Below are 14,605 nucleotides of genomic sequence, written 5' to 3' on the forward strand. Positions count from 1 at the left end.
GGGTGGTCAAGTTTCCCTGAATTTGCGCGAAATCAAGGCGGCGAGACGCACGACCGTTAAATGGAGTCGCAAATCTTTGGCAGGAGATCGCTGATGAGTAACCGATTTGGCGTATGGGCAGCGGCGGGCGCGTGCCTGGCCAGCCTTGCCTACGGTGTTCCGCAGGTGCTGCAAGTCTTGGGTATCCTTCATGACCCATGGGATCGCATATTTATCTTTGCGCCTTCGCTTGTCCTCGCGCCATTGTTTGTTTTTACCATGGTGGCCGTTCATGTCGCAGCTCCGCCCGCCCGGTCGGTATTCAGCCTGTCGGCGTTGGCGCTGGCGGTCATGTATGCCGTGCTCGTCAGCATCGTTTACATCACGCAGCTCGGTGTCGTTATTCCGCACGACCTGAACGGGGAGGGGGATAGTGTTGCCTTTCTTGCCTGCTGCGAACAACACCAGTTCACGACCGGTCTGGATCTTCTCGGCTATACATTTATGAGCGTGTCGACGCTACTGGCTGCCCCGGCGGTTGCCAGCCAACGGAGTCGATGGTGGCTCGTCGCCAATGGCGTACTGGCGCCGTTTCTTGTGGCGCAACTGGCCTGGCCGGTACTCATCTGGGTTGGCGCCCTATGGCTGATCACCTTCCCCGTCGCCATGGCGGTCCTCGTCCTGGATTTCGCTGGCAGTCAGACAGGTAAGGCCTTGCCCCGATAGGCAGCCGTCAGTGTCCCGTTCAAAGGGCAATTATAACCGTGCTGCTGGCGCACGCCTGTCACTAGACCCGCCAATCCCGGAGAAGCCTCCGGAAAACTGTGGTGTTGACACAGATCAAATCCGAAAAGCCAGAACGTCTCTAATACAATCAGGACATTCGCGGCTGTTACCGCCTCCGTCACAGGATTGACCTTATGGATAGCATTTCAGATCTTGAGCCAGAGCGAGTGATACACGCGCTTGGGGACATGCAGCCCTTGCGACACTTCCTGGACACGCAGGATTTTTCCAAAGACGAACTGCTGCGGATACTTGACCTGATCCGGTTGCTTAAGGAAGCCGACAAGGTCGGTGCCTGTCCGAAACTTCTGGCAGGGGCTTCTCTGGGGATGATATTCGAGGAGCCTTCCACCCGCACACGCGTGTCGTTTGAAGTGGCGATGACGAAACTGGGCGGTCATGCCCTGTTCCTGCGTCCCGGTGAAATTCATCTTGGCGTAAGAGAAAGCCTGAAAGACACCGCCAAAGTTATTTCAAGCATGGTCGACGTGATTGAGGCGCGCACCCTGAAGCACAAGACCGTATTGGATCTGGCCGCCTATTCCACGGTTCCCGTCATCAACGGTCTCACGGACTATAATCATCCGACTCAGGTCGTTTGCGATGTCTTCACGATGCTGGAACACAGCGTACCCGGCAAGCCGATGACCGACCTGCGCGTCACCTTTGTCGGTGACGCCACGAATGTTTGCTCTTCCCTGATGATGATCTGCACCCAGATGGGTATGCATTTTACCCATGCGGCCCCGCAGCCTTATCAGGCGCCAGAAGCGTGGCAGGCCATAGCGCGGGTAAATGCCGCGGCCTCGGGCGGATCGGTGACGGTGACCGACGACGTTGTCGAGGCCGTGCGCGAAGCCGATTTCATCTACACCGACCTGTGGTGGTGGGTGGGGCAGGAGGCTGAAATCCCCGACCGTACCCAGGCCTTCATGCCGAAATATCAGGTCAATGACGCCTTGCTCGCCAAAGCCCCGTCGCATGCGAAATTCATGCACTGCCTGCCGGCTTCGCGAGGCGTCGAGGTGACCGATGCGGTCCTGGATGGCCCGCGGTCGATTGCTTTCGACCAGGCCGAAAACCGGCTGCACACGGAAAAAGCCCTGCTTGTCCATTTTGTCCTTCCCGGCCTGAAACGCGCCTCGCCCGAGCTTATGTCGTGGCACGCCGGTCGGATTGCTGATTTCCTCAGCCGTTAAGCGGAGATACCTCATGACCGATATAGCTCAACCAAATGCCGTCAAGGCACCCGCTAAGATCATTCCGCGCTTCACCAAGGTCTTGCGCGGCCTGGATATGACCCTTTTTACCGTCTGCGCGATCCTGGTGATCGACCAACTGGCGGCTTCGGCATCGATCGGGGTTCAGTCGATCTTCTGGTGGGTTTTCACACTCGTCCTCTTCTTCATACCCTACGGACTGATCACGGCAGAAATGGGCAGCGCGCTGCCCCAGGAAGGCGGCATCTATTCGTGGGTACGTCGCGCTTTCGGTCCGCTCTGGGCCGGACGGACAGCCTGGCTCTGGTGGGTCAATGTCGCTTTGTGGATGCCGTCGGTCTATATTCTGTTCGCCGGCATTCTGGCCCAGTTGATATACCCGGATATGAGCCTTCTGACAAAGATGGCCATCACGCTGGGACTGACCTGGCTGACCGTCGGCATCAATATTGTTACCCTTCAGGTCGGTAAATGGGTGCCCAATCTCGGCGCGGTGTTCAAGGTCGTGATCATGCTGGCCATAGGTATCGGCGGGATCACCTATGCCCTGGCGCATGGCGTCGCCAATCCGTTCACACTGCGGGCCATGGCGCCCAACTGGGGCGTGAGCCTCGCCTTCCTGCCGGTCGTTCTCTACAATTTTCTTGGCTTCGAGCTGATGTCTGGCGCCGGCGAAGAAATGAAAGACCCCGCCCACAATGTCCCCAAGTCGATACTCATCTCCGGCCTTTTGATCTCTTTCTTCTATATCTTCGCAACGGTCGGCATTCTGCTCGCCTTGCCGACGAAGGACATTGGTCTGATCGATGGCCTGGTCGATACCTTCCGCCGGCTGTTCGGTGGTTCACCGGTCGGGACGGCCTTCGTCGCTTTGCTCGGCGGCATGGCGCTTTATACACTGATCGCCAATATGGCGACCTGGACGATTGGCGCAAACCGCTCGGCGGCGGAGGCGGCAAACCGTGGGGACCTGCCGGCTATTTTCTCCAGGCTGCACCCCAAGTTCAAGACGCCGACCAGTTCAGCCGTTCTGGGCGGCCTGATTGGGACACTGGTCCTGCTGCTGTACGGGTTCCTCGCTAAATCGGCTGAAGACCTGTTCTGGTCGACTTTCGCCTTTTCATCCGTCGTCTTTCTTCTCCCCTATTTCCTGCTGTTCGGCTCGTTTCTAAAACTGCGCCGGACCGAGCCCGACCTGGCGCGACCCTACAGGGTTCCGGGCGGCTACGCGGTTGCCGTTACGCTTAGCCTCATCTGCATGGCTTTCATTGCCCAAAGCATCGTCTTTCTCATCTACAAGCCGGGCGCCTTTGATCTGAACTATGCCCTGTCCATCATTGGTGGCGTAGTCGTGACAATTGTGGTGGGTGAAATCCTGGTCCGTGGCGCGCTCAGCCGCTCAAAAAAGAAAGATTAGCTCATGTCGCGACGTCTCACCTCAACCCCGCGGGCGGACGGATTCCATATGCCGGCCGAATGGGAACCACATGTGGGTTGCTGGATGCTATGGCCCGAGCGCTCCGACAACTGGCGGGACGGGGCGAAACCGGCTCAACATGCCTTTGCCGCGGTGGCCAAGGCCATCACTCAGGGCGAACCGGTGTCCGTCTGTGTCTCGCCCGGGCAATATCTCGTGGCGCGCCAGATGCTTGATCCGGCGATCCGTCTGGTTGAAATGACAAATAATGACAGTTGGATACGTGATTGCGGCCCAACCTTCCTTATCAACGAAAAGGGGCAGGTCCGCGGTGTCGACTGGAAGTTCAATGCCTGGGGCGGATTGGATGACGGTCTCTATTTCCCGTGGGATCAGGACGATCTGGTCGGGGAAAAGGTGATCGAGCTTGAACGGGTCGACCGATATGCCCCGGATTTTATTCTGGAGGGCGGATCGGTCGATGTGGACGGCGAGGGCGCCGTTCTGGTCACCGAGGAATGTCTGCTCAATCACGATCGCAATCCCGACCTGACACGGGGACAGATCGAAGCCAATCTGCGCGATTATCTCGGCTGCGATACCGTTTTGTGGCTAAAGGCGGGCGTCTACCGCGACGAGACAAAAGGACATATCGATAATTTCTGCCGCTTTGTCGCGCCGGGTGAGGTCGTCCTGACCTGGACCGAAGACCGTAATGATCCTCAATACGCCATTTCGGCGGAGGCGCTGGCGCGTCTTGGCCAGATGCGCGATGCGCGCGGCCGCAAACTGGTGGTCCACAAACTGCACCAGCCCGCACCTGTCCTGATTTCGGCGGAAGAAGCAGCCGGCGTCGCCCCCGTTGAGGGAACGCTGCCGCGGATGGTGGGTGACAGGCTGGCGGCCTCCTATGTAAATTTCTACATCGGGAATGGTGTGGTCGTCATGCCCGCATTCGATGATCCGATGGACGCGGAGGCGCAAGCGACCTTGGGAGACCTCTTCCCGACACGACAAATTATCGCGGTTCCCGGCCGCGAAATTCTGCTGGGCGGCGGCAATATCCATTGCATCACGCAGCAACAACCATCTGCATTCACACATAAAAGTCATGCAGGCCTGCAATCGGCGGGAAGCTGAAGCGTGCGCCTGGTGATCGCCATCGGGGGGAACGCGCTGCTGAAGCGCGGTGAAATCATGAGCGCGAACAACCAGCGCGCCAACATGACCACTGCGGCCCTGGGTCTGGCCGAAGGCTGTGCGGGTCACGAAATTGCCCTTGTCCATGGCAACGGCCCGCAAGTCGGCCTGCTGGCGCTGGAGGCGGACCTCTATAAGGCGGTTCCACCCTATCCCCTTGATGTCCTTGGGGCGGAGTCTCAAGGCATGATCGGCTATATCATCGCTCAGTCGCTGCGATCGGTTATGCCAGATCGCCAGATCGCGGCGATGGTGACGCAGGTCGTGGTCGATCCCTCCGACGCCGCGTTCGCCCGCCCGAACAAACCGATTGGGCCGGTTTACGAGGCGAACGAGGGCGCCGGACTGGAGGCAAGGCACGGATGGGCTTTCGCCGCTGATGGCCGCAAAATCAGGCGCGTTGTTGCATCCCCAATGCCTGTGGAGATTTTGGAACTGCCGGTCATCGAGCGCCTGGTCGCCGCCGGCGTCCTGACGATCTGTTGCGGCGGGGGCGGTGTGCCGGTTCAACGGGACGACGCCGGTTACGTCACGGGAATCGAAGCGGTTATTGATAAGGATCGGGCGGCCTGTCTCCTGGCACAAAGGCTATCGGCCGATCGTCTCGTCATTTTGACGGACGTGGACGGGCTTTACCAAAACTGGGAGACGCCGAACCCAAAATTGGTTCCGGTGGCCACGGTGGCCGAGCTCAGGGGGCTGACCTTCGCCGAAGGGTCTATGGCCCCCAAGGTAGAGGCCGCCTGCCAGTTTGTCTCAAATACCGGCAAACCGGCTTTCATCGGCAATCTTCAGGACGCAGCCAGGGTAATCGCCGGGTTCGCCGGAACCCGGATCGAGATTTGACCGCGTTTTTCTGACGCCAGGACAAAATAGGAGATTAGCGTCACCCACAGGCATTTAGGGGGGCAGATCAGGGAGAGGACGGTGTAGCCGAAAATCCGGCTAAACTTTACCGTCATGCGTCCATTTTCGTCGGGACCGGGACCAGGGGGGCGCGTAACCCTTTTTGATCTTCCCAGTGGCGGTTGAGATCGGTCTCAAACTCAGATGCCGGCTTGGCACAAATTGAGTGCCCTTTGTCAAAGACGTCACGGAGCAGTTTGCGCCGATGATTCCGGATCAGGTGTCTTGCCCGCTTCGTCGCTTCGGTACTTCCAGCCTCATCAAGAGCGGCCAGGCGCTTTTTAAGTATCGAGAGATCATGAATATGCCCGAGGGTATCGGTGAGTTGGGCAAGCTCGTGTTTCAATCTGTCAATATCCTTCGGCCAGATAGGTTGCAGTATCGCAATCTGGTATTCCAGCCTTTTTGCCTGTTTTCGCCATTCATGCAGATTGACGCTATTGGGTTGGCGAACGGCGTTGGCGAAGGCGTTCTTATTGCGGTGATAGGTGCGCTTCAGAGCAGACGCAATGTAAGACCATTTGACGTTCAGGGTGGCAATGGGCAAAGCTTCGCGCTCGGCATGGACGTCGTTGTGTATGCTCGCCAATGCCTCATCGAGGCCCGACTGGGGCTCGCCAAGCCGCAAATCCAAACGAAGCCTTTCAGCATTGCCCGGGGTGAAGTCTCGGTCATGTAGTCCTTCGACATAGGATATCGTCTCGTACAAAACCTCTGTCTCGCGATATGTTCGCAAGGTTCGCGAAGCATCACGAAAAACAAGATTGGTTGTGTCGAAACGGACCTTGCCCAGCGGCTTTTTCAGGAGGTGAAGATAAGCCCGGATTTTCTTTGTGCACACGCGTACCGTATGGACAGCGGACTCGCCCGATACGCTGGTCGCCAGGATTAGATTGACCTGGCGCTGGAACGCTCCATCGAGGAGAGATGCCAGTCCTGTAGGTTCTTTCGGTCTTTTCATCACTCTTGCCTTTGCCGGCTGAATGCACATGCTTGTGATTATTATATATGAATAGTCCCACGGGCGACATGCCTTGATCCGGATCAAAAGCGGGCAAGAATTACGCCATTGGCAACACGAAACCAGGCATTACTCTCAGAGCGAGGCGGTTATCATCAAGACGCTTGGGTGGCCAATATGCGGGCGCGGTCGAAACGCGGCGGCACCGCTTAGCCTATGCGACTTCTCGAATGTCGATCTTGCGGGTCTTCGTTGTATCCGGCGCTTTTTTGGCGATCGTGAGGGTCAGCAAGCCGTTCTTCATCTCGGCCTTCACCGCATCGATATCGGCATCCGCAGGCATCGGGACGACACGCCTGAAGCTGCCATAGCTGCATTCTTGACGAATATAGCCTTTGTCATGCGTTTCCTTTTCCTCATTCCTCTCGCCGGCGAGCGTGAGGCAGCCGTCCGAAGTCGAGATTTGTATATCCTTGACCTGCATACCTGGGACTTCGGCGACGAGGGTATAGGCTTTATCACTTTCGCGCAGGTCGATGGCCGGCGCCTTCATCGCAAAAGTAGCGGCAAACCGGTCTCCCAGGAAGCGGTCCCAGGCGGGAAACGCGAGATCGCCGAAGAACTCGTTAAACAGACGGTTGACGTCGTTCTGAAGACCGCGAATGGGATTGTCGCCGCGGCTAACGGCTACAGCTTCCTTGCGGGAGGGGGTAAGGGATTGATTGGACATGAGTTACTCTCCTTTCGATTTTGAATCTAAATCTACAAGCGTCAGGGATTGGGTTTTAAATTTCAGGTAATGCGCAGAGTAGCTTAGGTCGTATCGGGCGATGGAGATTTGATCGGCGTCAAGCGCCAGATTATTTGCCATTATCGCTTTGGTCCGGATCAAGGCCATTCGTCCGGGAGACAGTCATAGAGGCGTACCGCGCCAGGCCCGGCGCACGCCTTTACGGATCGCTCTGGAGGTCATCCGCGAACCGATGCTGGCGTCTGATTACTGTGCAGCTGCGTTATTGCACCTTGGCGCCATAGATTTTACAGAGCAGGTCTATGACCTGTCCTGCGGCATCGTCCGCAAGCCGGTAATAGATCGTCTGGGCGTCGCGCCGGGTATCGACCAGGCCTTCGGCTTTCATCTTTTGCAGATGCTGAGAGGCTGCGCTTTGGCTGAGGCCGACCAGTTCGGTTAGTTCGCCGGCGCTTTGCTCGCCTTCGCCCAGTTTGCACAGGATCAGCAGGCGTTGTTCGCTGGCCATCAGCTTCAGCAGACGTGTCGCCTTCTGGGCATTTGCGGCCAATATCATCGGTGACAGGTCTTTTCTCATGATGTCTTGTCTCTGCTGTCCGAATCGCCACGCATGACGACATAGATGGCGGGAATAACCAGAACAGTCAAAAGGGTTGAGGATAAAAGTCCGAACAGCAGCGAAATGGCCAGGCCCTGGAAGATCGGGTCAGTCAGGATCACGGCCGCGCCGATCATTGCGGCCAGGGCCGTCAGCAGGATCGGCTTGAAGCGCGTGGCGCCGGCGTCGAGCAGGATATCCTGCAGGCGGCGGGGTTGGCCATTCGCGTCATGCTTGTCGGCATGGCGGATGAAATCGACCAGCAGGATCGAGTTGCGCACAATGATCCCGGCCAGGGCGATAAACCCGATCATGGACGTTGCCGTGAAGGGGGCGCGAAACAGGATGTGGCCGATGACAATGCCGATCAGGGTCAGGGGCACCGGCGTCAGGATGACCAGGGGCAGCTTGAAGCTCTTGAACTGACCAACGACCAGTACATAGATGCCCAGCAGGGCCACGCCGAAGGCGGCGCCCATGTCGCGGAAGGTGACCCAGGTGATTTCCCATTCGCCGTCCCACAGGACCGTGGCGTGGCTTTCATCCGTCGGCTGGCCGTTGAGCCGAATGGCCGGTACTCCAAATTCCTTGGAATTTGGCAAGGGCGAAAGCCCGCCCCCGCTCGTGCGGGGAGCCTGCGCGGCCTCTGAGCGCATAATGCTGCCCCAGTCGGCATTTTTAATGGCCTTGTCCACCGCCAGAATGCCGTAGATCGGCGCCTCATACTGCCCGGCCATTTCACCCAGGATCATGTCGGCGTCGCGGCCGTCACGGCGGAAGATATGTGGCGAGGTCAGGCCCTGTTTCGCGGTGGTGACTTCGCCGAGCGACACCAGGCGCGTGCCGGCGGCTGATACCGAGGTCGCTACGGGCATGGATTGCAGGGCCTGGTCATAGGTGCGCTGCGATTGCGGCAGGCGCAGGGATATTTCCAGCGGATCGCGGCCATCGCCGCGGTTGGAATAGCCGAGCACCTGTCCGTTCATCAGGGCGCCCAAGGAGGCGTAGACCTGACCGTCCGAGACATTGAGCGCTTCAAGCCGCTGCCGGTCGGCGACGATATCCAGGCGCGGCGCGGCCACGCCATAGCTGTCATCGACATCGACGATATAGGGGATGGACTTGTAGATCGCCTTGACCTTTTCCGCGACAGCGCGGCGCGTGGCGGCGTCGGGGCCGTAGATTTCGGCCAGCAGGGTGGCCATGACCGGCGGGCCTGGCGGGGCTTCAACAACCTTCAGCACGCCATTGGCCGGCAGGGGGATGGCTTTCAGGCGCTGACGCAGGTCTAGCGCGATCGCATGGCTGGCACGCGAACGCTCACCCTTGGGCGCCAGCAGGACATTGAGATCGCCCTGTTCCGGTAGGTTGCGGAAATAGTAATGGCGCACCAGACCGTTGAAATTGAAGGGCGTGGCCGTGCCAGCATAGGAATCGATGGCCTCGACTTCTTTCAGTTGCGTGGTGATCTGCGCCGCCTGGTTAAGGATGCGCTGGGTGGTTTCAAGCGATGTGCCGCGCGGCAGGTCGGCGATGACCTGAAGCTCGGACTTGTTGTCAAACGGCAGGAGCTTGACCGTCACGGCTTTGAAATAGAAGGCGGAACAGGCGAGGAGCGTGGCAATGCCGACCGCCGCCAGGAAACGGCCGGCGTTTTTTTTATCCTTGATGATGGCCCCGGCGACGCGGCGATAAATGGCGCCGATAAAGCCTTCATTATCATGCGAATGGCCGTGTTCGCCGGCTTTCAGGGCCTTGCGGGCAAAGCGGATCATCAGCCACGGCGCCAGGATGACGGCGACAAAGAAGGAGAAGATCATCGCCGCCGAGGCATTGACCGGAATCGGCGCCATGTAGGGGCCCATCAGGCCAGAGACGAACAGCATGGGCAGCAGGGCGGCCACGACGGTCAGGGTGGCGATCACGGTCGGATTGCCGACCTCGGCCACGGCGTCGATGGTCGCCTGGGGCCGCGTCCTGCCGTCATTCATGCCCCAGTGCCGCGAAATGTTCTCGATCATGACGATGGCATCATCGACCAGTATGCCGATCGAGAAAATCAGGGCGAACAGGCTGACGCGATTGATCGTATAGCCCATCAGGTTTGAGGCGAACATGGTGAGCAGGATCGTGGTCGGGATAACCACCGCGGTAACGGCCGCCTCGCGCCAGCCGATGGTAAAGCCAATCAGGATGACGATGGAGACCGTGGCCAGCCCCAAGTGAAACAGCAGTTCATTGGCCTTTTCATTGGCGCTCTCGCCATAGTCGCGCGTGATCGAGACCTGCACATTAGCGGGGATCAGCGTTCCCTGCAGGGCCTCGACACGGGCATGTACGGCATGGGACAGCACCACCGCATTGGCGCCCTTGCGCTTGGCGATGGCCAGGGAGACGGCCGGCGACTGCCCCCAGGAGCCGTCCTTCAGGCGGGCATAGCGAAAGACATGGGACTGGTCCTCGCGCGGCGCCTGGATGACGGTCGCCACATCGCGGACAAGGACATTCTGGCCCGTCACCGAGGGCAGGGTGATCAGGCCGACATCCGTGGCCGTCTGCAGGGTCTGGCCGGCGCCGACCGTCACAGCCTGCCCGGCCTGGCGGATGCTGCCAGCCGGAAAGCTGGTATTGGCGGCCTTGACGCCGCTCATCAGGGTGTCCAGCGAAATGCCGCGCGCGCTCATGGCGGCGGCGTCAGGCTCGATGCGGATTTCTTCCGGGCGGCCGCCGACGATGAAGGTCAGGCCGACATTATCGACCTTGGCCAGTTCGACCCGCAGGCGGGCGGACAGATTATACAGGGCCGTGTCACTTAAGGCGTCGCCGCTGCCGGGTTTGGGTGACAGGGTGATGATCATGGCCGGCACGTCATTGATGCCGCGCGTCTGCACCAGCGGCGCGGCGATGCCGACCGGCAGGCGGTCCATATTGGCGTCCAGCTTCTCGCGGATGCGGATAGCGGCGTTGTCCGGATCGGTGCCGACCTTGAAGCGGGCCGTGACCAGCACGCGGTCGTCATCGATGAAGCTGTAGACATGGTCGACATCATTGACGCTCTTGACGATGGTTTCCAGCGGCTTGGCCACCAGTTGCGCCGCGTCGACGGCCTTCAGCCCGGGCGCCCCGACGCTGATGTCGATCATCGGCACGCTGATCTGCGGCTCTTCCTCACGCGGGATCGACATGACCGCGAGCAGGCCCACAAGAATGGCGACGATCAGGAACAGCGGCGTCAGCGGCGAGGTCAGGGTGGCCTTGGTCAGGCGGCCGGAAAGGCCCAGCTTTGCGTCGCTCATTGGGCCGCTCCCGAAGAAGCGCCATAGGGGGCGACGGCATCGCCGCTGTTCAGGCCGCCGAGGATTTCGAGGTTTTGTGGATCTCCGGTCGGAGCCGTCTGGACCGTGGTTTCCATGACCGTGCCGTCTTTTTGCATCAGGCGGACGTAGTCGAGGCCATAGCGCGTCGTGACATAAGCGCGTGGCAGGACGATCGCGCTGCGCCGACCGACGCCGACATAGGCGGTGACCTTCTGGCCGATCACGGCGTTTTCCAGCCCCTGGGGCGCGACATCGGCCACCACCTGTCCGGCGGTGACGGATGGATAGATTTCGTTGATGACGCCTGCGCTACGCACACCATTGGCGTCCAGAAGCACATTCTGGCCAAGGCTGAGCGCCGTGGCCTGGGCTTCCGGTAGCTCGATGCGCACCACGCGGGCGCCGGCCGTTACGGTGGCGACGGATTGGCCGGCCATGACGACCGATCCGACCGGCACGGTGGCGTGGATGATGCGGCCGCTGGCCGGGGCCAGGATGGCGCCCTGCCGCGCCGCCTCGCCGCTGGCGGAGGTCTGGGCGCGGGCGGCGCGGGCATTGGCTGCGGCGGCATCGGCTGCCGCCTTGTCCTGATCAAGCTTCGCCTGGGCGTATATGCCCTTGTCAAACAGGGTCTGGGTGCGTTTCAGGGCGGCGCGCGCCAGGTTGGCCTGAGCCTCGGCGGCCACGGCGGCCTGATCATAGGCGCCGGTTTGCAGGTTCAGCCTCTGGTCCTGCACGAAACCGATCACCTGACCCTGCTTTACCGTGTCGCCTTCGCGCACCTTCAGGCTGGTCAGGATGCCGGAGACGCGCGCCGTCGCCTCGCCGGTCTGGCGCGTGGTCAGGGTGGCGGCCAGCGGCTTCACATCGTCGATCGTCTGGGCGGTAATGTGCAGGGTCGGGCCTTTGTAGGCGGTCACCGCCGGAGCGGGTTCCTTCCGGCCGCACGAGGCCAGCCCCATGCCTGACACGGCAATGGATATGGCAATAATGGACAGTCCTGTCCGCAGTATTTGGCCTGATCGAAGCATGTGGCGCACCCCTTTTATATATTATCGTATGGTCGGCAGGCCGTGGGCCTTCCACGCGGCGATACCGCCCGCCAGGTGATGGTCGACTGTCAGGCCGCGCTTGCGGCACAATGTCACGGGCCTTGCTGAACGTACACCACCGGCGCAGTGCATGACGATCCGCTTGCCGTCGGCATCGGGCAGTTTTGCGGTTTCCAGCCGTGACAAGGGAACACTGACCGCGCCCTTGATGCGCTCGGCATTGTGCTCGTCCAACTCGCGGACATCGACAAGCACGATCTCACCGCGGCTGAGTCCCTCACTCACTTCGGCCGGTGTAAGATTTTTGACGGTAAACTGACTGAACATGGGAGTGACTCCAGTGGGTTTTAAAAAACATTTGTATTTTCGATAAATCGAATATAAGGTAATTAAAATATACAATCAAGGCCTTTCACCGCATTTCGCGGCGTCCCGGTCAAGAAATGGCATCAATCAGGGACCTCCGGGTTGACGTGGATCAAATCGCACCCGCTATTTTGATCCTAGGATTATGGGCTGGCCAGACGAAGGCCGAAAAAATGAAGGATAAGGGCTTATGAATACCGGGAAGATACCTCGCATTGTCATATTGGGCGCCGGTCTGGGCGGCTCGATCGCCGCGTTTGAAATCAAGGAAGCGGTCGGCGAAAAGGCCGAAGTGGTCGTCGTCAATAAAGGCGACACCTATCATTTCGTACCGTCAAATCCGTGGGTGGCGGTAAGCTGGCGTACCCGCGAGGCCATCGAGGTCAAGCTGGCGCCCGTCTTCAAGAAGAAGGGGATTGTCTTTCACAGCATGGGGGCAAAGGCTGTCGAGCCGGGCAAGAACCAGTTGATCCTGAACGACAATATGGAGCTGGTCTATGACTATCTGGTCATCGCCACCGGGCCTGAGCTAGCCTTTGATGAAATCGAGGGGTTAGGGCCAAACGGCTTTACCTCGTCGGTCTGTCATGTCGATCACGCTGTCGAAACGGCGAAGGCATTTGATGCTCTGGCCGCCGATCCGAAACCTGTCGTGATCGGTGCGGTACAGGGGGCGTCGTGTTTTGGCCCGGCCTACGAATTTGCCATGATCGTTGATACCGAACTGCGTAAACGCAAGGTACGCGATCGGGTGGCCATGACCTTCGTGACCTCCGAGCCTTATATTGGCCATCTCGGCCTCGATGGCGTCGGTGATACCAAGGGCCTGCTCGAATCCGAGATGCGCAACCGCCATATCAAGTGGATCACCAATGCCAAGGTGTCGAAGGTTGAAGCGGGGCATATGTTCGTTGAAGAACTGACGGAGGACGGCGCGCACAAGGCCGACCATGACCTGCCGTTCGGCTTTTCCATGATGCTGCCCGCGTTTCGTGGCGTCGATGCCGTCAAGGGCATCGAGGGCCTGACCAATCCGCGCGGCTTCATCCTGATCGACAAGCACCAGCAGAACCCGACATTCCCTAATGTTTTCGGCCTCGGTGTCTGCGTCGCTATTCCGCCCATGGGAAAGACCGCCGTGCCGGTAGGCGTCCCCAAGACCGGCTTCATGATCGAATCCATGTGTACGGCGATTGCCCATAATCTGAAGGACATTCTGGCCGGTAAGCCGCCAACGCATGAGGCCACGTGGAACGCCATCTGCCTGGCCGATTTCGGCGATGGCGGCGTGGCTTTCTTCGCCCAGCCGCAGATCCCGCCGCGCAACATCAACTGGTCGGCGCATGGCAAGTGGGTTCACATGGCGAAGGCGGCGTTCGAAAGCTACTTCCTGGGCAAGGTCAGGGCCGGCAAAAGTGAAATGTTTTTCGAGAAAATGGCGCTCGATCTGATGGGCGCCCACAAGCTGAAAGGTGAATAATCATGACTCTCGATAAAGCCGTTATGGCCTTTGCCGGTTTCGTCGTCCTGACGAGTCTGGCACTTGGCTACTTCGTCAACCCGCTGTGGTATTGGCTGACCGCCTTTGCCGGCGCCAACATGTTCCAGGCAGCCTTTACCGGTTTCTGCCCGGCCGCCATGATCTTCAAGAAGCTGGGCGTCAAGCCGGGCGTCAGCTTCAAGTAAACGAGTATGCCATGACCAAGTCCTATCCTGACATCACCAAACGCATTTCCGCCAACATCAAGACCCTGCGCAAGGATATTCCCGACACGATGAGCGGGTTTTCCGCCATGGCCCAGGCCGCCGGCAAGGATGGCGCGCTCGATAAAAAGACCAAGGAACTGATCGCGCTGGCCATTGGCATCGCCACCCGCTGCGACGGCTGCATCGGCTTTCATATGGAGGCGCTGGTGCGGCTTGGCGCGACAAAGGCCGAGGTCGAGGAGTGCCTGGGTATGGCCATCTATATGGGCGGCGGCCCTTCGCTGATGTATGCCGCTGATGCCATGATGGCTTATGAACAGTTTGCCGGACCAGCTTGAGATTGTC

The 14,605-nt window shown here is 59.5% G+C and carries 14 protein-coding genes; 8 read left to right on the top strand and 6 right to left on the bottom strand.

Annotated elements, in window-relative coordinates:
- Positions 1-93: 93 nt before the first annotated feature.
- The 5 genes from VL130_RS17105 (at position 94) to VL130_RS17125 (ending at position 5,448) form a co-directional block, all read left to right on the top strand.
- Entirely contained in the window at positions 94-705 is a 612-nt protein-coding gene (locus tag VL130_RS17105) for a hypothetical protein (protein ID WP_325364758.1), read from the top strand.
- A gap of 194 nt (positions 706-899) precedes the next feature.
- Positions 900-1,964, top strand: coding sequence for a putrescine carbamoyltransferase (gene ptcA, locus VL130_RS17110; RefSeq protein WP_325364760.1), 1,065 nt, complete (start codon positions 900-902; stop codon positions 1,962-1,964).
- A gap of 13 nt (positions 1,965-1,977) precedes the next feature.
- Positions 1,978-3,402 carry an APC family permease gene (locus tag VL130_RS17115; RefSeq protein ID WP_325364762.1) on the top strand — a complete coding sequence of 475 codons (1,425 nt, stop codon included), beginning with the start codon at positions 1,978-1,980 and terminating at the stop codon, positions 3,400-3,402.
- Positions 3,403-3,405: 3 nt separating this feature from the next.
- On the top strand, positions 3,406-4,542 hold the full coding sequence (aguA, locus tag VL130_RS17120) for an agmatine deiminase (RefSeq protein ID WP_325364764.1): 1,137 nt from the start codon (positions 3,406-3,408) through the stop codon (positions 4,540-4,542).
- Positions 4,543-4,545: 3 nt separating this feature from the next.
- Positions 4,546-5,448, top strand: a complete 903-nt coding sequence (locus tag VL130_RS17125; protein WP_325364766.1) for a carbamate kinase — start codon at positions 4,546-4,548, stop codon at positions 5,446-5,448.
- 112 nt (positions 5,449-5,560) lie between these two features.
- On the opposite strand, the gene VL130_RS17130 is transcribed toward VL130_RS17125, so the two are convergent.
- From VL130_RS17130 to VL130_RS17155, 6 genes are all read right to left on the bottom strand, one after another.
- Positions 5,561-6,469 carry a CHAD domain-containing protein gene (locus VL130_RS17130; protein ID WP_325364768.1) on the bottom strand — a complete coding sequence of 303 codons (909 nt, stop codon included), beginning with the start codon at positions 6,467-6,469 and terminating at the stop codon, positions 5,561-5,563.
- Between the two features lie 214 nt (positions 6,470-6,683).
- Positions 6,684-7,199: an Hsp20/alpha crystallin family protein gene (locus VL130_RS17135; protein ID WP_325364770.1), complete on the bottom strand. Its 516-nt coding sequence runs from the start codon at positions 7,197-7,199 to the stop codon at positions 6,684-6,686.
- A 283-nt stretch (positions 7,200-7,482) separates the two neighbouring features.
- Positions 7,483-7,797, bottom strand: a complete 315-nt coding sequence (locus VL130_RS17140; protein WP_325364772.1) for a metalloregulator ArsR/SmtB family transcription factor — start codon at positions 7,795-7,797, stop codon at positions 7,483-7,485.
- Positions 7,794-11,114 carry an efflux RND transporter permease subunit gene (locus VL130_RS17145; RefSeq protein ID WP_325364774.1) on the bottom strand — a complete coding sequence of 1,107 codons (3,321 nt, stop codon included), beginning with the start codon at positions 11,112-11,114 and terminating at the stop codon, positions 7,794-7,796. Before VL130_RS17145 ends, VL130_RS17140 begins: the two co-directional genes overlap by 4 nt.
- Positions 11,111-12,166 carry an efflux RND transporter periplasmic adaptor subunit gene (locus tag VL130_RS17150; protein WP_325364776.1) on the bottom strand — a complete coding sequence of 352 codons (1,056 nt, stop codon included), beginning with the start codon at positions 12,164-12,166 and terminating at the stop codon, positions 11,111-11,113. Before VL130_RS17150 ends, VL130_RS17145 begins: the two co-directional genes overlap by 4 nt.
- A 21-nt stretch (positions 12,167-12,187) precedes the next feature.
- On the bottom strand, positions 12,188-12,514 hold the full coding sequence (locus tag VL130_RS17155) for a rhodanese-like domain-containing protein (protein WP_325364779.1): 327 nt from the start codon (positions 12,512-12,514) through the stop codon (positions 12,188-12,190).
- 229 nt (positions 12,515-12,743) lie between these two features.
- Here VL130_RS17155 and VL130_RS17160 point away from each other — a divergent pair, with 229 nt between their 5' ends.
- From VL130_RS17160 to VL130_RS17170, 3 genes are read left to right on the top strand one after another with little or no spacing between them, the layout of a single operon-like run.
- A complete protein-coding gene (locus VL130_RS17160; RefSeq protein WP_325364780.1) occupies positions 12,744-14,033 on the top strand; it encodes an FAD/NAD(P)-binding oxidoreductase in 1,290 nt (429 codons plus the stop codon).
- 2 nt (positions 14,034-14,035) lie between these two features.
- Positions 14,036-14,239 carry a DUF2892 domain-containing protein gene (locus VL130_RS17165; protein WP_325364782.1) on the top strand — a complete coding sequence of 68 codons (204 nt, stop codon included), beginning with the start codon at positions 14,036-14,038 and terminating at the stop codon, positions 14,237-14,239.
- A gap of 11 nt (positions 14,240-14,250) precedes the next feature.
- Complete coding sequence (locus VL130_RS17170; protein WP_325364784.1) at positions 14,251-14,598, top strand: carboxymuconolactone decarboxylase family protein; 348 nt, start codon at positions 14,251-14,253, stop codon at positions 14,596-14,598.
- Positions 14,599-14,605 lie beyond the last annotated feature (7 nt).

Origin of the sequence: Asticcacaulis sp. (assembly GCF_035497195.1) — a bacterium.
Classification (GTDB): domain Bacteria; phylum Pseudomonadota; class Alphaproteobacteria; order Caulobacterales; family Caulobacteraceae; genus Asticcacaulis.